Origin of the sequence: Pseudogulbenkiania subflava DSM 22618, from assembly GCF_900177275.1 — a bacterium.
Lineage (GTDB): Bacteria > Pseudomonadota > Gammaproteobacteria > Burkholderiales > Chromobacteriaceae > Pseudogulbenkiania > Pseudogulbenkiania subflava.
Genome location: NZ_FXAG01000025.1, coordinates 1 through 26056, shown reverse-complemented (window position 1 = coordinate 26056; position 26056 = coordinate 1). Strand labels below are relative to the sequence as shown.

Annotated in this window: 20 protein-coding genes; 9 read left to right on the top strand and 11 right to left on the bottom strand. The window is 65.7% G+C overall.

The features are described from left to right. Positions 1 to 14: 14 nt before the first annotated feature. Complete coding sequence (locus B9N72_RS17985) at positions 15 to 1655, bottom strand: acyl-CoA synthetase (RefSeq protein ID WP_085277585.1); 1641 nt, start codon at positions 1653 to 1655, stop codon at positions 15 to 17. 234 nt (positions 1656 to 1889) lie between these two features. Between B9N72_RS17985 and B9N72_RS17980 the strand changes: the two genes are divergently transcribed. The 5 genes from B9N72_RS17980 to B9N72_RS17960 all read left to right on the top strand — a co-directional run bounded on the left by B9N72_RS17980 (position 1890) and on the right by B9N72_RS17960 (position 9646). Then, positions 1890 to 3938 (top strand): PAS-domain containing protein, encoded by a 2049-nt coding sequence (locus B9N72_RS17980; protein ID WP_085277584.1) that lies wholly within the window; start codon positions 1890 to 1892, stop codon positions 3936 to 3938. Then, entirely contained in the window at positions 3935 to 4684 is a 750-nt protein-coding gene (locus tag B9N72_RS17975; RefSeq protein WP_085277583.1) for a response regulator transcription factor, read from the top strand. Before B9N72_RS17980 ends, B9N72_RS17975 begins: the two co-directional genes overlap by 4 nt. A 139-nt stretch (positions 4685 to 4823) precedes the next feature. Continuing rightward, on the top strand, positions 4824 to 5135 hold the full coding sequence (locus B9N72_RS17970) for an ArsR/SmtB family transcription factor (RefSeq protein ID WP_234986038.1): 312 nt from the start codon (positions 4824 to 4826) through the stop codon (positions 5133 to 5135). Beyond that, positions 5135 to 7015: an MFS transporter gene (locus B9N72_RS17965; protein ID WP_085277581.1), complete on the top strand. Its 1881-nt coding sequence runs from the start codon at positions 5135 to 5137 to the stop codon at positions 7013 to 7015. Before B9N72_RS17970 ends, B9N72_RS17965 begins: the two co-directional genes overlap by 1 nt. Positions 7016 to 7024: 9 nt before the next feature. Beyond that, a complete protein-coding gene (locus B9N72_RS17960; protein ID WP_085277580.1) occupies positions 7025 to 9646 on the top strand; it encodes a DUF2339 domain-containing protein in 2622 nt (873 codons plus the stop codon). Positions 9647 to 9653: 7 nt separating this feature from the next. Here B9N72_RS17960 and nhaR read toward each other — a convergent pair whose 3' ends face one another. Then, positions 9654 to 10601, bottom strand: coding sequence for a transcriptional activator NhaR (gene nhaR / locus B9N72_RS17955; protein WP_085277579.1), 948 nt, complete (start codon positions 10599 to 10601; stop codon positions 9654 to 9656). A 105-nt stretch (positions 10602 to 10706) separates the two neighbouring features. On the opposite strand from nhaR, the gene htpX reads away from it, so the two are divergent. From htpX to B9N72_RS17940, 3 genes are all read left to right on the top strand, one after another. After that, positions 10707 to 11594 carry a protease HtpX gene (gene htpX, locus B9N72_RS17950; RefSeq protein WP_085277578.1) on the top strand — a complete coding sequence of 296 codons (888 nt, stop codon included), beginning with the start codon at positions 10707 to 10709 and terminating at the stop codon, positions 11592 to 11594. A gap of 131 nt (positions 11595 to 11725) precedes the next feature. After that, the gene (locus tag B9N72_RS17945; RefSeq protein WP_085277577.1) at positions 11726 to 12715 is read left to right on the top strand and encodes a TerC family protein; all 990 of its coding nucleotides are present in this window, start codon (positions 11726 to 11728) and stop codon (positions 12713 to 12715) included. Between the two features lie 135 nt (positions 12716 to 12850). Next, positions 12851 to 13171: a hypothetical protein gene (locus tag B9N72_RS17940; RefSeq protein WP_085277576.1), complete on the top strand. Its 321-nt coding sequence runs from the start codon at positions 12851 to 12853 to the stop codon at positions 13169 to 13171. An 85-nt stretch (positions 13172 to 13256) separates the two neighbouring features. On the opposite strand, the gene ydiJ is transcribed toward B9N72_RS17940, so the two are convergent. Together ydiJ and B9N72_RS17930 are read right to left on the bottom strand one after the other, a co-directional pair. Beyond that, a complete protein-coding gene (gene ydiJ / locus B9N72_RS17935; protein ID WP_085277575.1) occupies positions 13257 to 16298 on the bottom strand; it encodes a D-2-hydroxyglutarate dehydrogenase YdiJ in 3042 nt (1013 codons plus the stop codon). Between the two features lie 248 nt (positions 16299 to 16546). Then, the gene (locus B9N72_RS17930) at positions 16547 to 17599 is read right to left on the bottom strand and encodes a DUF1338 domain-containing protein (RefSeq protein WP_085277574.1); all 1053 of its coding nucleotides are present in this window, start codon (positions 17597 to 17599) and stop codon (positions 16547 to 16549) included. Between the two features lie 151 nt (positions 17600 to 17750). On the opposite strand from B9N72_RS17930, the gene gcvA reads away from it, so the two are divergent. Then, positions 17751 to 18680: a transcriptional regulator GcvA gene (gene gcvA / locus B9N72_RS17925; protein WP_085277573.1), complete on the top strand. Its 930-nt coding sequence runs from the start codon at positions 17751 to 17753 to the stop codon at positions 18678 to 18680. Positions 18681 to 18727: 47 nt separating this feature from the next. Here gcvA and B9N72_RS17920 read toward each other — a convergent pair whose 3' ends face one another. From B9N72_RS17920 to B9N72_RS17890, 7 genes are all read right to left on the bottom strand, one after another. Then, entirely contained in the window at positions 18728 to 19075 is a 348-nt protein-coding gene (locus tag B9N72_RS17920; protein ID WP_085277572.1) for a hypothetical protein, read from the bottom strand. Between the two features lie 375 nt (positions 19076 to 19450). Continuing rightward, positions 19451 to 20914 carry a succinylglutamate-semialdehyde dehydrogenase gene (astD, locus tag B9N72_RS17915; RefSeq protein WP_085277571.1) on the bottom strand — a complete coding sequence of 488 codons (1464 nt, stop codon included), beginning with the start codon at positions 20912 to 20914 and terminating at the stop codon, positions 19451 to 19453. A gap of 57 nt (positions 20915 to 20971) precedes the next feature. Next, positions 20972 to 22012: an arginine N-succinyltransferase gene (gene astA / locus B9N72_RS17910; protein ID WP_085277570.1), complete on the bottom strand. Its 1041-nt coding sequence runs from the start codon at positions 22010 to 22012 to the stop codon at positions 20972 to 20974. Continuing rightward, positions 22009 to 23052: an arginine N-succinyltransferase gene (locus B9N72_RS17905; RefSeq protein ID WP_085277569.1), complete on the bottom strand. Its 1044-nt coding sequence runs from the start codon at positions 23050 to 23052 to the stop codon at positions 22009 to 22011. Before B9N72_RS17905 ends, astA begins: the two co-directional genes overlap by 4 nt. Positions 23053 to 23174: 122 nt before the next feature. Beyond that, a complete protein-coding gene (locus B9N72_RS17900) occupies positions 23175 to 24416 on the bottom strand; it encodes an aspartate aminotransferase family protein (RefSeq protein WP_085277568.1) in 1242 nt (413 codons plus the stop codon). 123 nt (positions 24417 to 24539) lie between these two features. Continuing rightward, positions 24540 to 25511: a GlxA family transcriptional regulator gene (locus B9N72_RS17895; RefSeq protein WP_085277567.1), complete on the bottom strand. Its 972-nt coding sequence runs from the start codon at positions 25509 to 25511 to the stop codon at positions 24540 to 24542. A 31-nt stretch (positions 25512 to 25542) separates the two neighbouring features. Continuing rightward, positions 25543 to 26056, bottom strand: a 514-nt coding sequence (locus B9N72_RS17890) for an ATP-binding cassette domain-containing protein (RefSeq protein ID WP_143477861.1), incomplete at its 5' end; no start/stop codon positions are given.

Here is a 26056-nt window from a genome sequence, read left to right as displayed (position 1 = left end):
CGCAACGTGGGCCGTCATTCGATGGCCGAGGACGATTTCATTTCCTGGCGCAGCAGGAATTTCTGGATTTTGCCGGTGGACGTTTTCGGGATCGGCCCGAACACCACCTGCTTGGGGGCCTTGAAGTGCGCCAGATGGGCGCGGCAGTAGTCGATGATCTCGCGCTCGGTGACGGTGACGCCGTCCTTCAGCTCGACGAAGGCGCAGGTCACCTCGCCCCACTTGCTGTCCGGCTTGGCCACCACGGCGGCGCTCATCACCGCCGGGTGGCGGTACAGCACGTCTTCCACCTCGAGCGAGGAAATGTTCTCGCCGCCCGAGATGATGATGTCCTTGGAGCGGTCCTTGATCTTGACGTAGCCGTCCGGCTGCAGCACGGCCAGGTCACCGGTGTGGAACCAGCCGCCGGCAAAGGCTTCGGCGCTGGCGTCCGGGTTTTTCAGGTAGCCCTTCATCACCAGGTTGCCGCGGAACATGATCTCGCCCATGGTTTCGCCGTCGGCCGGCACCGGCTGCATGGTTTCCGGGTTCATCACCGTCATGCCTTCCTGCATCGAGTAGCGCACCCCCTGGCGGCCGTTGCGCTCGGTGCGCTCCGCCAGGGTCATGCCCTCCCACTCCGGCTGCTTGGCGCAGACCCCGGCCGGGCCGTAGGTTTCGGTGAGGCCGTAGACGTGGGTGATGTTGAAGCCCAGGCGCTGCATGCCTTCGATCACCGCGGCCGGCGGCGCCGCACCGGCGACGAGGCAGCTCACCTCGTGCTCGATGTCCTTGCCGCACTCGTCGGCCACGTTGATCATCATGTTGTGGACGATCGGCGCCGCGCAGTAATGCGTCACGCGATGCTGCTTGATCTGGGCGAAGATCTGACGCGGGTCGACGCGGCGCAGGAACACGTTGGTGCCGGCGTTGGCCGCCATCGCCCAGGGGAAGCACCAGCCGTTGCAATGGAACATCGGCAAGGTCCACAGGTACACCGCGTGGCGCGGCACGCCCCATTCGAACAGGTTGCACACGGCGTTGAGGTAGGCGCCGCGGTGGTGATAGACCACGCCCTTGGGGTTGCCGGTGGTGCCCGAGGTGTAGTTGAGGCTGATGGCGTCCCACTCGTCGCCGGGCAGCGACCAGGCGAATTCCGGGTCGCCCTCCCGGAGCAAGGCCTCGTAGTCGGTCTCGCCCAGCAGATCGCCGCCGGTGAAGAGATGATCGTCCACGTCGATCACCAGCGGCTTGGTGTCCAGCATGGCCAGTGCCTTGGCGACCGGCTCGCAGAATTCGCGATCGGTGATCAGCACCTTGGCTTCGCCGTGGCGCAGCATGAAAGCGATCGATTCGGCGTCGAGACGGGTATTGAGCGTATTGAGCACGGCGCCGCACATCGGCACCCCGAAATGGCATTCGAACATCGCCGGGATGTTGGGCAGCATGACCGCCACGGTATCGCCGGCGCCGACGCCGCGACGCTGCAGCGCCGAGGCCAGACGGCGGCAGCGCTGGTAGACCTCGCGCCAGGTCATGCGCCAGTCGCCGTGAATCGAGGCGATGCGTTCGGGATAGACCGTGGCGCTGCGCTCCAGGAAGGTCAGCGGGGACAGCGGGACATAGTTGGCCGGACCCTTGTCGAGGCCAATGCCGTACGGATTGGTAGAGTTCACTGCAACCTCCTCCTCTAATGCACATGTTGTAAGGTGCCGCGGCAGTGCTCCCTGTGCGGGACGAACTGCCGTTCGCCTTGTTGCGGCAGGCGTTATCCCTATGGTGCAAGAGAAGGTTTAATGAACTTTTCGCGAAATGTACTGAATTGTAACGAGCATCGGTGACGGGTCTGTCCTGCCCCGGGTCATGGCACAATAGGCCTACTGCCATTGTTGGAATGGGATGGAATCGCCATGGATTCGGGGAAGCCGACACCTGTCTCGGACGAAGAAGGATTCAGCGCCGCACTGGAGCGGCACGAGCTGCTGTACGCCGGGCTCGACCTGATCGACCAGGGTCTGACCGTGTTCGACGCCAATCTGCGCCTGGTGGCGTGGAACCAGGCCTTTCTCGACCTGCTCGAGTTCCCGGACGAGCTCGCCCGCCTCGGCACCCCGTTCGAGGCCTTCATCCGCCATAACGCCGAACGTGGCGAATACGGCCCGGGCGATATCGAGCAGCAGGTCACCGAGCGGGTCGAGGTGGCGCGCCAGTTCCTGCCGCACACCATGGAACGGGTGCGGCCGGATGGACAGGTTCTGAAGGTCCACGGCGTGCCGCTGCCCGGCAAGGGCTTCATCACGATCTACACCGACATCACCACCCAGCGCAATTACGAGCGCCTGATCGAAAACGAGAACGCCGAGCTCGACCGCCGCGTGCGCGAACGCACCGCCGAACTCGAAGGCGCCAACGCCGGCTTGCGCAAGGCCAAGGCCAACCTCGACCTGGTCGCCGCCGACCTGCGCCTGAGCGAGGCGCGGCTGCGCCTGATCACCGACACCGTGCCGGCGTTCATCGCCTACATCGACCGCCATCTGGTGTACCGCTTCGCCAACAAGGGCTACGCCGACTGGACCGGGCGCACCAAGGAAACGGTGATCGGCCAGACCGTGGAAACCGTCATGGGGGCCGAACTGTTCCAGACCTTGCAGCCCCATCTGCGCAAGGCCCAGGCCGGACAGCAGGTCGGCTACGAATACTCGCGGGTGCGAGCCGACGGCCGCACCGTCTACGCCCGCAGCACCCTGGTGCCCGAGATCGGTGCCGACGGTCAGGTGATGGGCTTCTTCTCCCTGTCGCTCGACATCACCGAGCAGGTGCTGGCGCAAAACGCCCTGCTGCGCGCGCAGAAGATGGAAGCGGTGGGCGAGCTGGCGGGCGGGCTGGCGCATGATTTCAACAACCTGCTCACGGTGGTGCTGGGCAACCTGGCGGCGTTGCAGGAAAAACATGCGCACGCCACCGCGCTGATGGAGTACGTCGATCCGGCGATCCAGGCGGCGCGGCGTGGCGTCGAAGTGATCCGGCAGTTGCTCACTTTCTCGCGCCAGCAGCCGCTCGAGCCGCAGAGCATCGAAGTGGGCCGGCTGGTGCTCAACCTGACCCGGCTGCTGAGGAGCTCGCTGCCCTCCACCATCAGCATCACCACCCAACTGCCGGAAGAGCCGCTCTTTGCGTTTGCCGACCCGCACCAGCTGGAAAACGCCCTGCTCAATCTGGCCCTCAACGCGCGCGATGCCATGCCGGACGGCGGGCGGCTGCGTATCGAGATCGCCCCGGAATCGATTCTGGCCATCGGCGTTGGCGAGCGCCCGCTGGCGCCGGGCGACTACGTGCGGATCACGGTGCGCGACAACGGCTGCGGTATGGACGGCGCCACCCTGGCGCGGGCCTTCGAGCCGTTCTTCACCACCAAGCGCTTTGACGGCGGCAGTGGCCTGGGGCTCAGCATGGTGTATGGTTTCGTCGAGCAGTCGCACGGCATGGTGCACATCGAAAGCACCATTGGCGCCGGCACCGCGGTGATCCTCTACCTGCCGGCAGGAAGCCCGGCGCCGGCTGGCGAGCACTCGCTGGCCTGTCCCGCGATCTGCAGCGCCAGCGGCGAACTGGTGCTGCTGGTGGAGGATGAGGCGGAGGTGCGCAAGATCATCCGCATGCAACTGGTCGATCTGGGCTATGCCGTGCTGGAAGCCGACAACGGCGTCGAAGCGCTCGCCATGATCGAACAGGTAGAGGAGATCGCCTGCGTGGTCTCCGACGTGGTGATGCCGGGCGGCGTCAGCGGCTGGCAGCTCGCCGAACGGGCGCGCCGCCTGCGCCCCGGGCTGCACGTGGTGCTGATCAGCGGCAATGCCCAGGACAGCGCGGCCGGGCTGTCCGCCGAGCTCGGCATCGACCCCTTGTACAAGCCGTTTTCCAAAGAACAACTCGCTTTGGCGATCCATCCAGGCCCATGATGAACCCAGTCAATACGCCTAACGAAGCGATGGCGGAGGCCCGCCACGAACTCATTTTCGTCGTCGAGGACGAGCCGGAGATTTCCCGGCTGATCTGCCGCACCCTGCAGGACTACGGCTTCGACGCCCGCCACTTCGCCACCGGGCAAGACCTGCTCGGGGCTCTCCGGTCCACCCGCCCGAGCCTGTGCCTGGTCGACCTGGGCCTGCCGGACATCGACGGCATGGAGCTGGTCAGCCGTCTCTGGAAAACCCACGACTGCCCGGTGCTGATCCTGACCGGACGCAGCCACGTGGCCGACCGCGTGGTGGGGCTGGAGACCGGCGCCGACGACTACATCGTGAAACCGTTCGAGCCGCGCGAGCTGATCGCCCGCATTCGCGTCATCCTGCGCCGCTACGCCCGACAGGCCGAGGCGGAGCCGGGCGCGGCGGCGCGCCGGGCGTGGTTTGTCGGCTGGTGCTTCGATCTGGACTGCAACCAGCTCACCTCGCCGGCCGGGCAATCGGTCGAGCTGAGCGTCTCCGAGGCCCGACTGCTGACGGCGCTGCTGCAGCGGCCCAACCGCATCCTGACGCGAGAACAGCTTGCCGGACGCTCTGATCTCGACCCGCTCGACCGCAGCATCGACGTGAGGGTGTCGCGGTTGCGCCAGAAGCTGGAACAAACCCCAGCGAGCCCCGCCCTGATCAAAACCATTTACGGCGCGGGCTATCTGTTTTCGGCCAACGTCGCCTGGGAGTAACCCGCCCCCGGCTGGGATGACGGCCCGAGCCCGCTGTCTGACGCCAGATGCCGCGCCGACGAAGGCCGGCCTGGCCGCTCTGCTCTGGCCGTCGTTTCCGTTCTTGACTCTTCCTGTTGATATGTCTAAATCTATCGACATGAAGCCAAACTATAGCCAGGCGATTCCCCCCCAGTGGAACGCCATGTCCAAGGTGTTTGTCGCCCTGGGCGATGAGCACCGGCAACGCATCCTGCTGCTGTTCGAGCCGGGCGAGCGTTTGACCGTGGGTCAGATCGCCGACGCCTCCACCTTGTCGCGGCCGACCGTGTCCCACCATCTCAAAATCCTGCGCGAGGCGGGCGTGCTCCAGTCCGAAAAGCAGGGCAAGGAAGTGTATTGCTGGATCAACAAGGCTTTCCTCGAGGAGAGCCTGTCTGCCGTCCTCACCTACCTGCGCGAGGCCACTTGATGTCGTCACAGTTCGGTCTGCTCAAAGCGCGTCGTTTTGCGCCCTTCTTCGCCACGCAGTTTCTCGGGGCCTTCAACGACAACCTGTTCAAGAATGCCCTGGTCGTGCTGCTGACCTTTCAGACCAGCCAGTGGACCACGCTCAAGGCCGAGGTGCTGGCCAATCTGGCAGCCGGCATCTTCATCCTGCCCTTCTTCCTGTTTTCGGCAACCGCGGGACAACTGGCCGACAAATACGACAAGGCGCGGCTGGCACGGCTCGTCAAGGTGCTGGAGATGGTCATCATGGCGGTGGCGGCCGCCGGGTTCTGGCTACATAGTCTCGTAGTGCTGCTGTCGGCGCTGTTCCTGCTGGGCCTGCACTCGACGTTGTTCGGCCCGGTGAAATACGCCATCCTGCCGCAGCATCTGGGCGAGGCCGAACTGGTCGGCGGCAATGCGCTGGTCGAGGCCGGCACCTTCGTCGCCATCCTCATCGGCACCCTGGCCGGCGGCTTGCTGGCCGGGTCCGTCGCGCAGCCGGCCTGGATTGCACTCGGCGGATGGCTGGTGGCGCTGCTGGGGTTGCTCACCAGCTGGCGTATCCCGACGGCGCCGGCACCCGCCCCCGAACTGAAGGTCAACCCCAATCCCTTGACCGAAACCTGGCGCAACATCGGCTTTGCCCGGCAGAACCGCACCGTGTTTCTGTCCATCCTGGGTATCTCGTGGTTCTGGCTGTACGGCGCGCTCTACCTCGCCCAGTTCCCGGCCTACGCCAAGAATGTGCTGGGTGGCAACGAGTCGGTCGTCACGCTGCTCCTGGCCACCTTCACCGTCGGCATCGGTACGGGCTCCCTGCTGTGCGAACGCCTGTCTGGCAAACGTGTCGAGATTGGCCTGGTGCCTTTCGGTTCGGTCGGCCTGACCCTGTTCGGGGTCGATCTCGCCTTCGCTTCGCCTTCCTCGCTCGCCGGCGCCGCACCGCTCGGCATCGGGGCGCTGCTGGGCCAGCCGTGGGCGTGGCGGGTGCTGTTCGATCTCGTGATGCTGGGGATGTTCGGTGGCTTTTTCATCGTGCCGCTCTACGCCCTGGTGCAAATGCGCAGCTCGCCGGAGCACCGGGCACGCATCATCGCCGCCAACAACATCCTCAATGCCCTGTTCATGGTGGCGGGTGCCCTGGCTGCCGCCGGTCTGCTGGGCGCCGGGCTGCCCATCCCTGCCCTGTTCGGTATTGCGGCGCTTTGCAATGCGGCGGTGGCGATCTATATCTACGGGCTGGTGCCCGAATTCATGCTGCGCTTCCTGGCGTGGCTGCTCATCCACGCCGCCTACCGGCTCGAGAAGAAGGGGCTGGAGCACATTCCCGACGAGGGCCCCGCGCTGCTGGTCTGCAACCATGTCAGCTTCATCGATCCGGTCATCATCATGGGGGCCTCGCCGCGGCCGATCCGCTTCGTCATGGACCACCGCATCTTCAAGACGCCACTGCTGAACTACATCTTCCGCCACTCGCGTGCCATCCCCATCGCGCCGGCCAAGGAAGATCCGGTCATGATGGAGCGGGCCTTTGCCGAGGTCGCCAAGGCGCTGGAGGCCGGCGACTTGGTGGGCATCTTCCCGGAAGGCCGCATTACCGATACCGGCGACCTCTACCCCTTCCGCCCCGGCATCACCCGCATTCTGGAGGCCACCCCGGTGCCGGTGGTGCCGCTGGCCCTGCAAGGCTTGTGGGGAAGCTTCTTCTCGCGCATCGACGGCCAGGCGATGAAAACGCCGTTCCGCCGGGGCTTCTTCTCGAAGATCGCCCTGGTGGGGGCGCCGCCGGTTGCGCCGGAAGACGCCGCGCCCGATCGCCTGCAAACCTTGGTTGGCGAATTACGCGGCGAACGCCGCTAGGGGGCGAACATGGGTTTGTTCGGGTTTCTGCTGTTTCTTGCCGCGCTCATCTTCTTGTCTCGACTCGGCAGGCGTAGCGGCGTCGAGCAACGCCTGCGATCACTCGAAACGCAAGTGCTCTGGCTGCAGCGCGAGGCCGAGCAGATGCGGCATGAGCTGGCGGCACTGAAAGGCCAAGGCGTCGACGCCGAGCCACCCCCGGCATCCACCCCGCTGCTGGAGGCGGTAGAGGAAACCACTCCATCGCCCGATGATGGAGAGGCTGCGACACCTCCGGTGCCAGTGGTCGAACCCACGGCGGCAATGCAAGCCGCCGCGCCCACCGAAACCGAGGCGACGGCGGAAATGGCCGTGCCGCTCTGGCAGCGTCTGCTAGCCGGCAATTTGCTGGCCAAGATCGGCGTCGTGTTGCTGTTTTTCGGCGTCGCCTCGGCCTTGCGGCTGGCCGCTGATTACGGGCTGCTGCCGGTGCCGTTGCGCCTCGTGCTGGGCACCGTCGTCGGTGGCGCGATGGTCGCCTTTGGCTGGAACCGGGTGCACCAGGGCGTGCGCGCCAACTTCGGCATCGCCTTGCAGGGTGGCGGCTTTGCCATCCTCTACCTGATCGTCTATTTCATGCATGTGCGCTACGCCCTGTTCGGCGCCACGCCCGCCTTCCTGCTGTTCGCCATGCTGGGCGTCGTCTGCGTGCTGCTGGCGGTGGCCGAGGATGGCGTCGTGCTGGCGGCGTTCGGGCTGGCGGGTGCCTTTGCCGCGCCGGTTCTGGCTGCCACCGACAGCAGCGATCCGACGCCGCTGTTTGCCTATTTCGTTTTGCTCAACACCTTCATCGTCGGCGTCTCATGGTTCAAGAACTGGCGGCTGCTCAATGTCACCGGTTTTTTGATGACGATCGGCGTCGGTATGGCCTGGGCTGTCGAGCATTACCGCGCCGACTATCATGGCGTGAGCCAGGCCTTCCTGCTGTTTTTCTGGGGGCTTTATTCGGCCACCCCCGTGCTGATGGCGCTGTTTCGCGCCCCAGGCTGGGCCGGATGGAGCGACAGCACGCTGGTCTTCGGCACGCCGCTGGTCGGCTTCGCGCTGCAGTCGGAACTGGCTGGCGACCGCTACGAGCTAGCCTGGGCCGCGCTGGCAGCGGCGCTGTATTACCTGGCGCTGTGGGTGCTGCTCTTTCGCCGCCGCGACGCGGCCCTGCGCGTGCTGGAGCGCTGCCAACTGGGGCTGGGCATCGCCTTCGGCACCCTGGTGGCGCCGCTGGCCTTTGGCGCCCAGGTGACGGCGGCCTTCTGGGCAGTGGAAGGCGTGGCGGTGCTGTGGTTCGGCGTCGTGCAGCGGCGCAAGCTGGCGATGGCCTGCGGCGCCGCGCTGCAAGCGGCCGCCGCCGGGTATTTCCTGTATGGATTGCCGCAGATGCAGACGGGCCTGCCGGTGATCAACGATATCTTCCTCGGCATGGCCTTGCTGGCCGGGGCCGCTTTCGCCAGCGCCCGTCTGCTGCGGCGCTTCGACGAGCGCGTAGCGATACCGGCGCTGCTCTGGGCCTTTGCCTGGTGGGGTCTCGCCGGCTGGAGCGAGAGCGAGCGGCACTTGCCACTGGTGCAAAGCACCCCGGTGACCCTGACCTATATCGCCTTGTCACTGATCGCGTTGGAAGTCTTGGGGCGACGCTTGGCCTGGAACGCGCTCCGCCATCTCTCGCTGCTGTTGCTGCCGGTGCTGTGGCTGGCGGCGGGGGCGGCCTGGCTGCACAGCCAGCACATGCTGGCCGGCCTGATGGTGCTGGCCTTGCCGTTGTCGCTGGCCGGGCATTACTGGCTGCTGGCCAGACAGCAGGCGGACGGGGTGGCGATGTGGCCGGCCATGCGCCACGTCGGCGGCTTCTGGCTGGCCATGCTGCTGGTATCCGGCGAGCTGGCCTGGCTGGGCTTCCGCCTCGCTCCCGGTGTCACCCTCTGGCCGGTGCTGGCCCTGGCGGTCGGGCCGCTGGGCGGGGTGTGGCTGGCGATTGAGGGTTCCCGTCGCGCTTTGCCGCCGATATCGGCCGCACCGCTCACCTATCGCGGCCCCGGCTCCCTGCTGCCCGCGGCATGGCTGGCGGCGTGGCTGCTGTGGGCGGGATTGGCGCATGACGGCGGCGGTTCCGGCCTGCCCTACGTACCTCTCCTCAATCCCTTCGACCTGGTGCAACTGGCCGTGCTGGCGACGCTTTACCGCTGGCTGCGCGGCTTCGAGCTAGACCCCTGGCCAGACACGCCGTTGCCACAGGCCAACCGGGTCGGGGTGCTGGCGTTTGTCTGGATCAGCAGCCTTGCCGCGCGCATCGCCCATCATTGGGGCGGCATCCCCTTCCGGGCCGATGCCCTGTGGCATTCCACCTTGCTGCAGGCGATGTTGACCCTGCTGTGGACGCTGACCGCCATCGCGGCGATGATCCGCGCCGCCGGCATTGGCGTGCGGCGACTCTGGCAGGCGGGATTTGCCTTGCTGGCGGTGGTGGGGGCCAAGCTCCTGTTTGTCGATCTGGCGGGCGCCGGCACGCTGCTGTGGACCGGGTCGTTGATCGGCGTGGCCCTGCTGGTATTGGCGGCCAGCTACTTCGCCCCGGTTCCCCCGCCGGAAGAAGGATGAGCGGCGTCTACTGCGCGCGTGGTGGGAGGGCCGGCCCGCCGGCTGGCGCTGCGTCGCGTTCGTGTGGTTCCGTCGCCGAACGCATCAGGGTCTCGACGGCGCTGTGCTGCAGTTTGCGGCGGTTGGCGATGGCGTAGTAGTGCTCGTAGACCCCCGTCACCTCCCCCACCACCTCAACCTCGAACTGGCGCGTGATGTCGTCGACCTGGAACGAGGGGGCAGGAAACAGTCCGACCCCCTGCCGGCCGAAGGTCTTGAGCAAGGCGCCGTCCTCGAATTCGCCAACGATGTCGACCTTGATGTTTTGCTCTTCGAACCATTGTTCGAGCTGACTGCGCAGCACGTTGTCGCGCGTCGGCAGCAACATCGGCGCGCGTGACAGGCTGAGCGGGAAGCCCTCGCGGTACTGGCTGCACAGTTTGTCGGTGCCGAAGATCATCACCGGGCAGCGTGCCATCAGGGTGGAAACGAAGGGCTGCTGGCCGCCGGCGGGGACCGGCCGGTCGGCCAGCACCACATCCAGCCGATGCAGCGCCAGCTCGGCCAAGAGTTCGTCGAAGGCGCCTTCGGTACAGATCAGCCGCACGCGCTGCTCGCTGCCCAGCACCGGTTCCAGCAGGCGGTAGGACACGGTTTTGGGCAGCACGTCGGTGATGCCGGCCGCCAGCCGTACCGTCGACCCCAAGGTGTCGTCCTCCAGCGTTTCCTGCAGCGCCTCCCCCAACATGAAGATCTGATCGGCGAATTGCAGCGCCACGCGCCCCGCCTCGGTCAGCACCAGGTTGCGCCCCTGCTGCGTGAACAGGGCCTTGCCGAGGGCGTGTTCCAGCTTCGATACCTGACCGCTGACGGTTTGCGCGCTCATGCCGAGCCGTTCCGCCGCCCGGTTGACCCCACCCTCGCGCGCGACGGCCCAGAAGTAATGCAGGTGCTTGTAGTTGAGGATTTCTTTCATGATTGTTCGAATAAATCGGATTATTCATGTGATTTTATTCGATTTTATCTTTGAATGTCAGGGGCTATGCTGTCAGCACATTTCAACAACCCCCGGATAACCATCATGAAACGTGTCCTGCTGCTCATTGTGACCAACCTAGCCGTGATGCTGGTACTCAGCGTCGCGGCTCAGCTTCTGGGCGTTAACCGCTTTCTTACCGCCAACGGCCTGAACCTCGGCATGCTGTTGGCGTTTTCAGCGCTGATGGGCTTTGGTGGCGCCTTCATTTCGCTCTTGATGTCGAAGACCATCGCCAAGTGGAGCACCGGCGCCCGCGTCATCGACAACCCGTCCCACCCCACCGAGCGCTGGCTGGTGAATACCGTGCAGAAGCTGGCCACGCGCGCCGGCCTGCCGATGCCGGAAGTGGCGGTGTACGAGGGCGAGCCCAATGCCTTCGCCACCGGCGCCAGCAAGTCGAACTCGCTGGTCGCGGTGTCGACCGGTCTGCTCGCCTCGATGAGGGAGGAGGAAGTCGAGGCGGTGCTGGCGCACGAAATTGCCCACATCAAGAACGGTGACATGGTCACCCTGACGCTGATCCAGGGCGTGGTGAATACCTTCGTGTTCTTCCTGGCGCGCGTGGTGGGCTACCTGGTCGACAGCTTCCTGCGCCGCAACGACGAGGAGGAAGCGTCGTCCGGCCCCGGCATCGGCTACATGGTGACGGTGATCGCCTGCGAGATCGTGTTCGGCATCCTGGCCTCGGCCATCGTTATGTACTTCTCGCGCCAGCGCGAATTCCGCGCCGACGCCGGTGCGGCCCAGCTGATGGGGTCGCGTCAGCCGATGATCGCCGCGCTGTACCGCTTGGGCGGCATGGAACCGGGCGCGCTGCCTCAGGGCATGGCCGCCTCGGGCATTTCCGGCGGCAAGGGCGGGCTGATGGCGCTGTTTGCCAGCCACCCGAGCATCGAAGAGCGTGTTAGCGCGCTGCAAACCCGCTCGTAACGACTAAGCGCCGCTAACAAAACCCTCTTGGCGTTGTTATGCGGCTTTGCCGTACTACTTGTACTGTCTGCAGCCGCACGCCTAGCCAAGACCACTGCGCTGGGTTTTGTTAGCGGCTCTAAGGAATAATGATGGATTGGATTTTTATCTCCGTCATCGGCTACCCGCTTTGGGTCTGGCTGATGTTCATGACGCTGGTGGGAGCGCTGCTGGTCTTCGACCTCGGCGTGCTGCACAAGGATCAGCACGAGATCGGCGTGAAGGAGAGCCTGAAACTGTCGGCCTTCTACATCGCCATGGGGCTGGCCTTCGGCGGCTGGCTCTGGTGGTACAAGGGCGCGGATGCCGGCATGCAGTACTTCACCGGCTATGTGATCGAGAAATCGCTGTCGATGGACAACATCTTCGTGATGTCGCTGATCTTCACCAGCCTCGCTGTGCCGCGCATCTACCAGCACCGCGTGCTGTTCTGGGGCATTCTGGGCGTGATCGTGCTGCGCGCGGTGATGATCGGGCTGGGGGCGGCGCTGGTGGCGGAGTTCCAGTGGATGCTGGTGCTGTTCGGTCTGTTCCTGGTGGTGACCGGGGTCAAGATGCTGTTCGCCGACGACGAGCATCCATCTTTGGAAAAGAACCGCATGTATCGCTGGCTGAAGGGCCATATGCGCCTGACGCCGACGCTGCACGAACAGCATTTCTGGGTGCGCGGCGAGCGCCACGGCCTGGCGCGCGGTTGGTGGGCGACGCCGCTGCTGCTGGCGCTGATCATGGTGGAATCAGCCGACGTGGTATTTGCGGTGGACAGTATTCCGGCGATCTTCGCCATCACCCAGGACCCGTTCATCGTCTATACCTCGAACATCTTTGCAGTGCTGGGTCTGCGTGCCCTGTACTTCGCGCTGGCGGCGATGGTGCATCGCTTCCACTACCTGAAGTACGCGCTGTCGCTGGTGCTGGTCTTCATCGGCAGCAAGGTGGGGCTGGTCTATCTGCACGATATCGGGCTGACCAGCCTGAAGATTCCGACCGGATTGTCGCTGCTGGTGACCTTCGGGCTGCTGCTCTCCGGCGTGCTGTTTTCGCTCTACAAGACCCGCAACGACGCGGCTCCGAGCGCCTGAGGCGGCACTCGCTGGCGGCTTCGCAAGGGCCGCCAGCGGTCAGGACGGCGGCGGCGAAGGGAACCTTGAGGTTATGCCCGGGTCACAAAAGACCCTGGCAGTGCAATGCCAGCCATTCCGAACAAGGAGGTTTGTATGAATACCAAGACTACTCTGATGTCGCTGTGCGTAGCGTTCACGCTCGCGACTGCCCAAGCAGCCTTGGCGGCAAATGGCCACTCCGGAGGTCATTCCGGTGGCCATTCCGGGGATCACTCGGGCAACAATGCTGGCGGCGTTTCCGCTGATCACATGAGTGACAGTGCCTTGAGCAATTCCAACGCCCAGTTCATGTCGACGTCCACTCGTGGCCTCGTTCGTGCCCAGCAACGCATGAGCGTCAATGGTCAGGAGAATGAGAAGACCAACCTCAAGACCGAGACGGAAACCGAAACGGAGTCGGCTACCCAGCGCTGACACCGGTCTCCCCGGTCGTTCTGAATCGATAACGGAGGGCTACCGTCAGGTGCCCTCCGTTTTTCTTTAGCTGCACGTAGCGAGATCAGGAGGCCGAGGCCAGCGCGTGCAACAGCGCGCTGGCCGGGTGCGGCAACGTCACGCCGTCGATCAGGGCGGTTTGGCAGCGGCAGGAGTAGCCGGTGGCGAGCAGGCGGCCCTCGTCTTGCCGATCGCCGACGATAGCCTTCCAGCTCAGGCCGTAGAGATGCTCCGACATGGCGCGCTTGTCGGCCTCATGACCGTAGGTGCCGGCCATGCCGCAGCAGCCTGCCGCCTCGGTGTTGAGCGTGAGGCCGAAAGCGGCGAACACCTTCTGCCAGTCGCCCGTGGCGGCCGGGGCGTTGGTTTTTTCGGTGCAGTGCGGCAGCAGCGTGTAGGCCCTCTGCTCGACCGTTTTCAGTGGCAGCAGGTGCTCCAGCTGGCCCGCCAGCCACTCCTGCAGCAATTGCACCGTGGGCACGTTTTCCTTGCCCAGCGCCTTGGCGTACTCGCTGCGGTAAGTCAACGTCATCGACGGGTCGATGCCAACCAGCGGCACGCCGCTGCTGCCCAGTGTGTTCAGCGCCACCACGTTGGCCGAAGCCACGCGCCGGAAGCGGCCGAGAAAACCGTGCACGTGCAACGGCTTGCCGTTGGGGCGGAACGGCGCGATCAGTGGAATGAAGCCGAGCCGGCGCAATAGCTCGAACACGTCGAGCACCAGCGGCGTCTCGAAATAGCTGGTGAAGGCATCCTGCACCACGATCACGGCGCGTTGCCGCTCGGCTTCGGCCAACCTTTGCAAGGTGGCGGGCGTGGCGACGGCAAAGCCGCGCCGGGCCAGCTCGCGGTGGAGGTCGATGCCGGACAGCAACGGACTCTCGACCAGGTTGAGTTGTTTCAGCAGCGCGCGGCCGACCCGGCTGCCGACCGCGGCGTTGTACAGCCACGGCGCGCGCGCGGCCAAGGGCAGCAGCTGTTCCAGCGCACCGATGAAGTGGTCCTTGAGCGGACGCAGGTAACGGCCGTAGTAGAGTTCGAGGAACTTGGCGCGGAACTCGGGCACATCGACCTTGATCGGGCACTGGCCGACGCAGGATTTGCAGGCCAGGCAGCCGCTCATCGCTTCCATCACCTCGTGCGAAAAATCGCGCTCCCCTTTCTTTCTGGCAAGCGAATTCTTGAGCTTGCCGCCGAGGCCGGCGAACGGACCGGCACTGCGCAGTCGCGCGCTTTCGGCCAGCGGGTCGACGCCGGCGGCGGCGAGCTGGCGCAGCCATTCGCGCAGCAGCGAGGCACGCCCTTTCGGCGAATGGCGCCGCTCGCGCGTGCCTTTCCACGACGGGCACATGGCGTCGTCCGGGTCGAAGTTGTAGCAGGCGCCGTTGCCGTTGCAGTGCAGCGCCTCATCGAAGCCTTGCCGTACCGTGATCGGGATGATGCGGTCGTGCTGGCCGCGCGTCGGCACCTGGTCGATCTTCAACAGCTCCGCGCCAACCGGGGAGGCGATCTTGCCGGGATTGAACTGGTTGTGCGGATCGAACGCCTCCTTGATCTGTTGCAGGCAGGGATAGAGCGGGCCAAAGAATTCCGGCGCGTACTCCGAGCGCACGCCCTTGCCGTGCTCGCCCCACAGCAGGCCGTGGTACTTGCGCGTCAGCGCCACCACGCCGTCGGTGATGGCGCGCACCAGCCGTTCCTGTTGCGGGTCCTTCATGTCGATGGCCGGGCGCACGTGCAGCACGCCAGCGTCGACATGGCCAAACATGCCGTAGCTCACGCCGTGGCTGTCGAGCAGCGTGCGGAATTCGGCGATGTAGTCGGCAAGGTGTTCCGGCGGTACCGCGGTGTCCTCGACGAAGGGAATCGGCCGGCGGCTGTCGTTGACGTTGCCGAGCAGGCCGACCGATTTCTTCCTCATGCCCCAGATGCGGTTCACCGCCGCCGCGCCGCGCGCCACGGTGTAGCCGAGGCGGCCATTGGCCTTGCCTTCGGCGCCCAGCCGGCTTTCCACGGCGGCGAGCTGGCGCTCCAGCTCCTCCTCGCTGTCGGCGAGAAACTCGACCAGGTTGATGCCCTGCGCCGGGGTGTCGTCGTCCGGGAAGAATTCGCGCACGCCGTGCCAGACGCTGTCCTGGCGCGCCAGACCAAGCACCTTCGAATCGACTGTCTCGATCGAGGCGGCGCCCAGCGTCATCAGGGCCGGCGCGTCGCGCAGCGCGGCGTCGAAGCTGGTATAGCGCACGTTGACCAGCGCGCTGGCGCGCGGGATCGGCAGCACGCCCAGCTTGGCTTCGGCGATGAAGCCCAGCGTGCCTTCCGATCCGCAGAGCACGTTGTTGAGGTTGAAGCGGCCCTGCTCGTCGCGGATATGAGCGAGGTCGTAGCCGGTCAGGCAGCGGTTGAGCCTGGGGAATTTCTCGGCGATCAGCCCGGCATGGTCTCGCCGAATGGCGTCGAGCAGCCGGTGCACCGCGCCGACCAAGTCGTCGCGCCGCGTGATGGTGTCCAGCTCGGCTTCCGTCAGCGCAGACGACGACCAGACCGTGCCGCCATGCAGCACCGTGGTCAGTTCCAGCACGTGGTCGCGCGTCTTGCCGTACAGACAGGAGCCCTGCCCGCTGGCGTCGGTGTTGATCATGCCGCCGATGGTGGCGCGGTTAGAGGTCGACAGTTCCGGGGCGAAGAACAGACCGTAGGGCTTCAGCGCGGCGTTGAGCTGGTCCTTGACCACCCCGGCTTCGACCCTCACCCAGCGTTCCCTGGCGTTGATCTCGAGGATGCGGTTCATGTGGCGCGACACGTCCATCACCAGGCCGCCGGTGAGCGACTGACCGTTGGTGCCAGTGCCACCGCCGCGCGGGCTCAGCACCAGCGTGGTGAAACGCGGCTCGGCGGCGAGACGGGCGATCAGGCTCAGGTCGTTGACGGTTTTCGGAAAGACCACCGCCTGCGGCAGCAACTGGTAGATCGAGTTGTCGGTGGCCAGTACCGTGCGGTCGGCGTAAGACGAACTCGCTTCGCCGCCGAAGCCGCGTACCTGCAGTTCGGCGATGAAGTCGAGATAGAGCGAGGCGGAAGGCTCGGCGGTCAGACGGGGGATCATGGGTGGCTCTGGGTGGTGGGTGGTCGTCTGGGCGAAAAAAGGGCCCGCACCGAAGCGCGGGCCTTACGGGGCTTCCGGTCCAGGGAAGTCGGTTTTACAAGCTTCAAACCTGTTTCAGTAGGCGAGCGAGCCAAGGCAGGTTGGGTGCCGCCAGCGCACAGGAACCGGAATGTACATGGAGTACATGAGGATTCCGAGCACTGCCGGCGCCCAAGATGCAAAGGCGTAGCCGCCTAATGGAACGGGTTTCAGCAGGCGGCGGCGGTCATCTTGAAGATACCCTGGGCGTTGGAGCTGTCGAAGCGCAGGTCGAGCTTGCTCTCACCGGTGGCTGGGTCGACGATGCGGTCACGGGTGATGAATTCGTAGAACGAGCCCGGCACCACGCGCGTGACGCACGAACCGTCGGCGGCGATGAACTCGCGCTCGACGCGGGTAGCCTTGAACGCGGTCTGGCGTACCGAACCGGCGGCCGAGACTTCGACTTTGTCCTTGATCGGCAGGCCTTGGGCGCGCAGCGCGTCGGCCACGGCAAACACGTCCTCGACATGGTCGGTGGCGTGGTTGAAGGCGTTGCCCTCGGTGGAAATCCAGGCCATCTCGGCCGACTCTTCCAGCAGGATCTGGTAGGCGGCGAGGCGCGGGGTGGCGTGCTGCACGTCGAAACAGCCGACCAGTTCCGGCAGTAGTTCGGCCGCTTCGGCAAACGGCAGCGCGCGGGCGTCGGCGAGTTTTGCCAGCAGTTCCTTGGCACGGGCGGAGAGCGGGTCGCGCGAGCTGCCCAGCACCTCGTTCACCGCAGCCTGGAACGCCGGCGAGAACTGGTCGGCGTGCAGCTCGGAGACGAAGAACTGGGCCACCACTTCCGGTGCGTCCTGGTGGCAGTAGGCGCGGCCGGTCATTTTCAGGCGCGGCAGCGGATAGACGCCGGCCACGGCGAAGCCCAGCGGCTCCAGAAAACGCTTGAACGCCTGCTCGCCCATCGGCAGCGCGCCGGTATCGGCAGCGGTGACGGTGCGCAGCGCGCCGTGGTCGAACACCACCTTGCCGCCTTCGGCCAACTTGGCGGTGACGTAGGTCTTGCCTTCCGGCACGGCTTCCAGGTTCTTGGCGAACAGCAGCATGTTCATCGCCTGTGCCAGCACCAAGCGCGGCACGGTCGCCGGGCGCACCGCAGCCGTGAGCAGGGTGTCGTCGACTTCGATCATGTTGAACAGGCTGCGCGTGCTGGCCTGGCCGGCGACGGCCTCGAGCAGCTGCCACAGTTGGCTGGTTTCTACGTTCGCGTTGACGTGTGCCATTCCGGAATGCCTCTGGTTCTGTTTCCGGCAGTTCAAGGCAGCGGGCCCACCCCGCTGTCGCTGCCGTGCGTTAAGCAAAGTCTCGATTTTTTTACGGTTTGGCTCAAGCGATGTATTCTGCTGACTTCATGCTAAAAACTCATCAACTACCATGCGCCGTACTCTCCCCTCGTTGATGGCCCTACAGTGCTTCGAAGCCGCCGTGCGCCACCTGAGCTTCACCCGTGCCGCCGAAGAGCTGAACCTGACGCAAAGCGCGGTCAGCCGTCAGATCCGCGCACTGGAAGATTTCATCGGGCGGCCGCTGTTCGAGCGCGTCAAGCAACGCCTGGTGCTGACTGTGGCCGGCGAAGCCTACGCCGCCGCGGTGCAGGACGTGCTCGACCGCGCCGAGGCCGCCACGCTGCAACTGATGGCCTACAGCGGCGAAGGCGGCATGCTCACCATCGCCATGCTGCCCACCTTCGGCTCGCGCTGGCTGGTGCCGCGGCTGGGCGATTTTGCCGCGCGCTACCCGGACATCCAGCTCAACCTGGTCACCCAGGTGCGGCCGTTCGATTTCGACAAGGTGGAAGCGGACGTGGCGATCCACTTCGGCCCAGCGCTGTGGCCGGGGGCGATCTGCCACCGCCTGATGGGCGAAGACATCGTGCCGGTGTGCGCGCCGGCCCTGCTGGGCGGGCGCCCGCACCTCGACGACGCACGCGAGATCCTCGATTACACGCTGCTGCAGCACACCACGCGGCCGCAGGCCTGGAACGACTGGCTGCACGCCGCCGGTATCGAGGGCTTGACGGGCAATGAGGCCGGATTGTTGAGCGGACCGCGCTTCGAGCACTTCTTCATGGTGATCCAGGCCGCCGTGGCGGGGCTCGGCATCGCGGTGCTGCCGCAGTTTCTGGTGGAGGAAGAGCTGCAGAGCGGACGGCTGGTGCTGGCGCTGAACATGCCCGTGCGCAGCCAGCACGCCTACTACCTGGTGCACCCGGCCACCAAGGCCGACCTCTACAAAGTGCGGGTGTTCCGCGAATGGCTGCTGGAGCAGGCGACGCGAGACGGCGTGGCGGCGGTGCCGGTGTGACAGCCGATTTCAACAGCCGGCCATGTGCCGACTGTTGAAATCAGCCATCAGTGCATGAAGGTCAGATAACCCCACAGCACCACGATGTTGGTCATCAGGGCAAAGCCGACCGAAAAGCTGATGCCGGAAAACAGCGCCCAGGCGCGAAACACCTCGTACCAGTCGGGCACCACCTCCGCCAGGGTCTTGGCCAGGTGGTGGCTGGCCAGCAGCAGCGCGCACAGGACCGCCCACTTGATCAGATAGCCCGGCAGGTATTTGCGTTGCTGGCGGTTGAAGCGATAGTTCTGCTCGCGCAGCATGTGGTCGCCCTGCGAGACGTCACGGAACAGCCAGTAGGGAATGAAGTAGAGATACAGCAGGTGGAGCAATCCGGGTTCCGTCGCGTTGGGCATGACAGTCCCTCCCCCTTGTCGAAAAACAGCGGCACGCCGCCTTGAACCCCGGCCTGCATGTCCCTGCGGCCGCCCTCATCCACTATAGACACTGCCAGCGCATGCCATGGGGCGACCCGCATGCAGAATGGCACGGCAAAAAAAAGCAGCCCGGTAGACACCGGACTGCCCAACACTGACGACACTTCCACAGACAAAATCAGGAGCCCCTCCCGGAAGACGGGCGGGCCATGGCAGACTAAGCGGCATCGCAGGCGCAGGAAGGGTGGAGCAATGCGAAACCCCTCATCCACTATCGATGGGTTCCGGCCTGTGTGCCTTCACCCAGCCTGCGAGCACTCGCGATGCCGAAGCGCAGCTGCCTGCTCGAGGGCCTTAGAACGACATCCCTGGCGCGAGCTGGCTCGGCAGCGCCAGTGCCGATGCCTCGACCGAGGCCATCGGGTAGGCGCAGTAGTCGGCGGCGTAGTAGGCGCCCGGGCGATGGTTGCCCGAGTTGCCGACGCCGCCGAACGGTGCGGCGGACGAGGCACCGTTGGTCGGCTTGTTCCAGTTCACCACGCCGGCGCGGATATCCTGGCTGAAGCGTTCCCACAGTGCCGCATCGTCGGCCAGCAGCGCCGCCGACAGGCCGTACTCGGTGTTGTTGGCGATTTCCAGCGCCAGCTCGAAGTCGCGGTAGCGGATGATCTGCGTGAGCGGGCCGAAGTATTCCTCGTCCGGCAGATCGGTCACGGCGGTGACGTCGATAATGCCCGGCGTGACGAAGGCCTTGCCCTCTTCCAGCTGGCGCATGGCGAGAATCGGCTGGGCACCGAGCCCGATCAGGCGTTCTTGCGCCGCAAGCATGCCCTGCGCTGCCTTGAGCGACACCATCGTGCCCATGAACGGCTGCGGCTCGGCGTCGAAGGCGCCGATGGTGAGCTTGCCGGCCACTTCGGCCAAGCGCGCCACGAAGCGGTCGCCGAATTCGCCGACCGGCACCAGCATGCGGCGCGCGCAGGTGCAGCGCTGGCCGGCCGACAGGAAGGCGGACTGGATGGCGTGGTGCACGGCGGCGTCGAGGTCGGCGCACTCGGCCACCAGCAACGGGTTGTTGCCGCCCATCTCCAGCGCCAGCATGAAGCCGGGGCGGCCGGCGAACTGGCGGTGCAGCGCCACCCCGGTGGCGGAACTGCCGGTGAACAACAGGCCGTCGAGGTCGGCGTGCTGCGCCAGCGCGATGCCGGTGTCGCGCTCGCCTTGCAGCAGGTTGATCACGCCGGCCGGCAGGCCGGCCTTCTCCCACAGTTTGACGGTCAGCTCGGCCACCAGCGGGGTCAGCTCGGACGGCTTGAACAGCACGGTGTTGCCGGCGATCAGTGCCGGCACGATGTGGCCGTTGGGTAGGTGGCCGGGGAAGTTGTACGGGCCGTACACCGCCACCACGCCGTGCGGACGATGGCGCAGCACGGAGCTGTCGCCAGCGAGGTCGGCGCGGTGCTCGCCGGTGCGCTCGTTGTAGGAGCGGATCGAGATCTCGATCTTGCCGATCATCGCCGCCACTTCCTGGCGCGATTCCCACAGCGGCTTGCCGGTTTCCAGGCCAATGGTGCGCGCCAGCTCTTCCTTGTGCTCGCCCAGCACTTCGGCAAAACGGCGTACCAGCGCCAGGCGTTCGGTCAGCGCGGTGCGGCGCCAGCCGTGGAAGGCGCGGCGTGCGGCGATGAAGGCGGCGTCGATATCGTCCGTTGCCGCGGCGCGGCCTTCCCATACCGGCAGGCCGGTAGCGGGGTTGAGCGAAACGAAGACCGGGCCGTGGCCGGCGGTCCAGGTACCGTCGATGAACAGTTGGCTCATGTCGTGTCTTTCCATGTGGTGGGCCGGCAGCGGCGTGCTGCCGGCGGCGGTCAGTTTTCAGCTAGCTGCCTTGGCAGCGGGATAGAGCGTCATGGCGCGTACGGTGTCGCCGCTCTTCACGTGCAAGGCCTGGGCGTGCTCGGCACTCAGGGCGATGACGCCGTCCGCAGGGTTGGCCGAAGCCAGGATCACGCGGAAGTCGGCCAGTTCGCCGTTGGCCACCAGGTAGCGCAGGTCGCCGGCGGCGGCATGCTCGGGCACGATCTCGACGTGGCACAGCTGGCTGTCACGCATCACGCGCAGGCTGTCGATGCGCGCTTCCAGCACCGGGCCACCCTCGAAGATGTCGACGTGGTGCTCCAGGCGCAGGCCCTCGGCTTCCAGCAGGCGCCGCGCCGGCTCGGTGTCCTTGTGCACCTTGCCGATGCACGCCTGCGCCTCGGGCGGCAGGAAGTCGATGTATACCGGGTAGCGCGGCATCAGCTCGGCGAGGAAGGATTTCTTCCCCAGCGCCACCAGGTGATCGGCTTCGTGGAAGTCGATGCGGTAGAAGTGCGCACCGAGCGCCTTCCAGAACGGCGATTCGCCGTTCTCGTCGAAGTGGCCGCGCATTTCGGCGCAGATATGTTCGGCGAAGCGCTGTGGGAACTGCGCCAGAAACATGAAGCGCGCCTTGGACAGCAGCGCACCGTTGCCGTTGACGCGGTAGTCCGGGTCGAGGAACAGCGTGCACAGCTCGGAGTAGCCGGTCAGGCCGTGCGACATGTGCAGCTTGTCCATCTTGGTCCACAGACCCAGCTCGCGGCTGGCGTGCACGAAGCTGTCCATGCGATAGGTGTAGAACGGCTGATCGAGGCCGACCGCGACCTCGAGGCCGCATACGCCGACCACCTTGCCGCTGTCACTGTCTTCCAGCACGAACAAATAGCCCTGCTCCGCCAGCGGCGCGGTGCCGTCGACGGTGCGCTGGACGCGCTCCAGGCGCGCCGCTTGCACGGCGTGGTCTGGCTTCAAGGTGGTCATGCCGGGGCCGGCCTTGTGCGCCAGTTCCACCAGGGCGTCGACATCGTCCAGGCGGCACAGTCTCATCACGATCATGGACGGGCTCCTTCAACGTGCAGCGGCACGCAACGCACTTCGTCGCCGTCGGCGATCTCCAGCACGTCGGCCACTTCTTGCGGCAGGACGATTTCGCTCTCCAGCCGTGCCGGCAGTTCGGCCACGGTGCAGCGGAAATCGCCGGTCAGGGTATTGCTCACCAGGTAGGGTACGGTCGGACCACTCACTTCGCCGCGCAGCGCGCTGTGCACCTGGCTGTGGCGCACCGACTGGCACACCTCCAGCGGCGCAGTCAGCACCGGGCCAGCGTCGAACAGGTCGACGAACTTGTCCGGCTCCAGCCCTTCGGCCAGGTGGCAGCGGTAGTTGAGGCGCGCGCCGGCGTGCGGCTCGCCCATCACGCGCTGCGCTTCTTCCGACAGCAGCGGCACGTAGAGCGGATCGACCTGCATCATCTCGGCGATGAAGGTGCGGCTGCGGCCGCCGGAAGCCAGTTCCATCTGGGTGAAGTCGCGGCGGAAGAACTTGTAGCCGACGCCGTCCCAGAACGGCGAGCGACCCTCTTCGTCGGCCACGCCGGGCAGCACCGAGAAGATCTCGCTGCTGAAGCGTTCGCGGTGCTCGGCGACGAACAGCATGCGCGAGCGCGACAACAGCTGCGGCGCCAGCAGCGCGTTGCCGAGCGCGGCCTCGTCGAAATAGAAGCCGGTGAGCCGGGTGCGGCCGGTCAGCTCGTGCGACATCATCAGCGCGTGCACGCGGTGGTTCACCTTGAGCTCGCGCGAGGCGTGCACCAGCACTTCGTTGCGGAAGGCATAGAACGGCTCGGAAAAACCGGCCATCGCCATGATGCCGGCAGTGCCGTAGAGCCGGCCGCTGGCGGAGTCTTCCAGTACGAACAGGTAGCTCTCTTCGCCGGGGCACTCGACCTCGCTGCGCAGCGAATTGAGCGAGTCGTTCACGCGCTGCTGCAGGCGCGAGCGGTCGGGCGGCAGCGAGTGCAGCACCGGTCCGCCCGATCGCGCCATGCGCTCGATCTGGTCCAGATCGGAAAGCTTGCTCGGTCGAACAAACAGCATGTCGGTTCCTTCCAATAATTTCATTTCGTAGGATGGGTGGAGGCGCCGCCTGGGCGCCGCACCCCATCAGAAAGCACGATGGGGTGCGCTGTGCTCCACCCATCCTACGTTGGGCGCCGATATCAGGCCGGCTGCGCCTCTTTGGCCGCTTTAGCCTTCTCCAGCAGTTCGGCGGTGACGGCTTCCAGGCGCTTGAGGCCTTCCTGCAGGTCGGTTTCCGGGATTACCAGCGACGGCGCCAGGCGCACGATGTTGGTGCCGGCCACCAGCACCACCAGGCCGTGGCGGGCCCCGGCGTTGACGAAGTCCTTGGCCTTGCCCTGCAACTCGCCCTGCAGCTCGGCGCCCATCAGCAGGCCCATGCCGCGCACATCCTTGAACACGCCGTATTTGGCGTTGATGCGTTCCAGGCCTTCCTTCAGCCACTGGTGACGCTTGTGCACGCCCTGCAGCACCTCGGGGGTGTTGATGATTTCGATCACCTTGTCGGCCACGGTGCAAGCCAGCGGGTTGCCGCCGTAGGTGGAGCCGTGGGTGCCGACCACGAAGGAGGCGGCAATCTTGCTGGTGGTCAGCATGGCGCCGATCGGCATGCCGTTGCCCAGCGCCTTGGCGCTGGTGAGGATGTCCGGAGTCACGCCGTAGTGCATGTAGGCGAACAGCGAACCGGAGCGGCCGACGCCGATCTGCACTTCGTCGAAGATCAACAGCGCGTTGTGCTTGTCGCACAGCTCGCGCAGCTTCTTCAGGTATTCCGGGGTGGCCGGCAGCACACCGCCCTCGCCTTGCACCGGCTCGACGATCACGGCGCAGGTGCCGTCGTTGATCGCGGCTTCGGCGGCGGCCAGGTTGTTGAATTCGATGTGGTTCAGGTTGCCCGGCAGCGGGGCGAAGCCCTCGGTGTACTTGGGCTGGCCGCCGACCGACACGGTGAACAGGGTGCGGCCGTGGAAGGCCTGCTTGCACGACACGATGCCGGTCTTGTCGCCGCCGAAGTGGTCGAAGGCGTAACGGCGCGCCAGTTTCAGCGCGGCCTCGTTGGCTTCGGCGCCGGAGTTGCTGAAGAACACCTTCTCGGCAAAGGTGGATTCGGTCAGGCGGCGTGCCAGGCGCAGTGCCGGCTCGTTGGTGAAGGTATTGGAGAGGTGCCACAGACGGTCGACCTGCTCGTGCAGCACGGCAGTGAGTTCCGGGTGCAGGTGGCCGAGGCTGGTCACGGCGATGCCGCTGGCAAAGTCGATGTATTCGTTACCGCCCTGATCCCACAGGCGCGATCCCTTGCCGGATACCGGGATGAAGGCGGCCGGGGCGTAGTTGGGAACCATGACTTCATCGAAGGTGTGGCGGTTGACTTGAGCGGTCATTCTGTTCTCCTTGGCAGGCGTTGAGATGGGATTCATTCTAATGACGCTTTTTTTATTTACCTTCCAGAAAAACGACAGGTCCATTCCGGTTTCCACCAGCCCAGGCCACCGTACCCGGGCGGCTCACTCGGCGTCGGCCGGTTTTGTCTCGTTGGCGAAACGCTCTTCGCGCGGGGCGATGCCGAAATGCGAGCGATACACGGTGGAAAAATGCGGACCGGACGAAAAACCGCACAACAGGCCGATTTGCACCACCGACTTGCCGGTGTTGCGCAGCATGGCGCGCGCGCGCTCCAGGCGCAGTTGCAGGTAATAGCGCGACGGCGGCACGTCGAGGTGCTGCTTGAACATCCGTTCGAGCTGGCGGCGCGATTGCCCGGTGAACTGGGCGATCTCGTCGGTGGTGAGCGGCTCTTCAATATTGGCTTCCATCAGCATTACCGCCTCGGTGAGCTTGGGCTGGCGCTCGCCGACCCGCGCCAGCAGCGGCACGCGCTGCTTCTCCTCGCTGCCGCGCACCCGTTCGGCGCACAGCGCCGCGGCGACGGATTCCACCAGTTCGGCTCCGTGATCGCGCCCGATCAGCGCCAGGGCGCCATCCAGCACAGCCAGCGCCCCGCCGCAGCTGAAGCGGTCGCGATCGAGTTCGAACACGCGCTGGCTCGCCACCACATTGGGGAAACGATCGGCGAAGCGTGGGTAGTCCTGCCAGTGGATGGCGGCGCGGTATCCATCCAGCACGCCGGCGCGGGCCAGCCACCAGGCGCCGGCGTGCACGCCGCCCAGTAGCGTCACGCGCGGGGCCAGACGCACCAGTTCGCTGGTAAAGAGGCCCGAGTCGGCGAACGAGGCGACGCCCTCGCTCAGCACGAACAACTGCTCGAACGATGTCGCCTCGCGCAGCGCGCCCGACACCGGGAAAGCCATGCCGCCCGAGAGCGGCAAGGGCTCGCCGTCCCAGGTGTAGAAACTGAGCTGGTAGAGCTTCTTGCCCGACAGGCGGTTGGCCTGGGCAAACGGCTCGGTCAGGCAGCCGATGCCGAACATCGAACAGGGCGGCAGCAGCAGCACCGCCAGCTGGCGTGGCGTATCCATCAGCAGGCTTGCCGGAACAGGGACGGTACGGTCACTTCAGGCTGCCGGCGAGGAACTGCTGGAGGCGCTCGCTCTTGGGCTGGTTGAGCACCTCGCGCGGGTGCCCTTCCTCCTCCACCCGGCCCTGGTGCAGGAACATCACGTGGTTGGATACCTCGCGCGCGAAGCCCATCTCGTGCGTCACCACCAGCATGGTGCGGCCTTCTTCGGCCAACGTCTGCATCACCTTCAGTACCTCGCCCACCAGTTCCGGGTCGAGCGCCGAGGTCGGCTCGTCGAACAGCATCACCTCCGGCTCCATCGCCAGCGCGCGCGCGATCGCCACGCGCTGCTGCTGCCCGCCCGACATGTGCGACGGGTACTTGCCCTCGACGCTCTCGGGCAGCCCGACCTTGGCCAGGTACTTGCGGGCGCGCGCCTCGGCCTCGGCGCGGCTCACCCCGAGCACGTGCATCGGCGCCTCGATGATGTTCTCCAGCACCGTCATGTGGCCCCACAGGTTGAAGTGCTGGAACACCATGGCGAGCTTGGTGCGCATCTGTTGC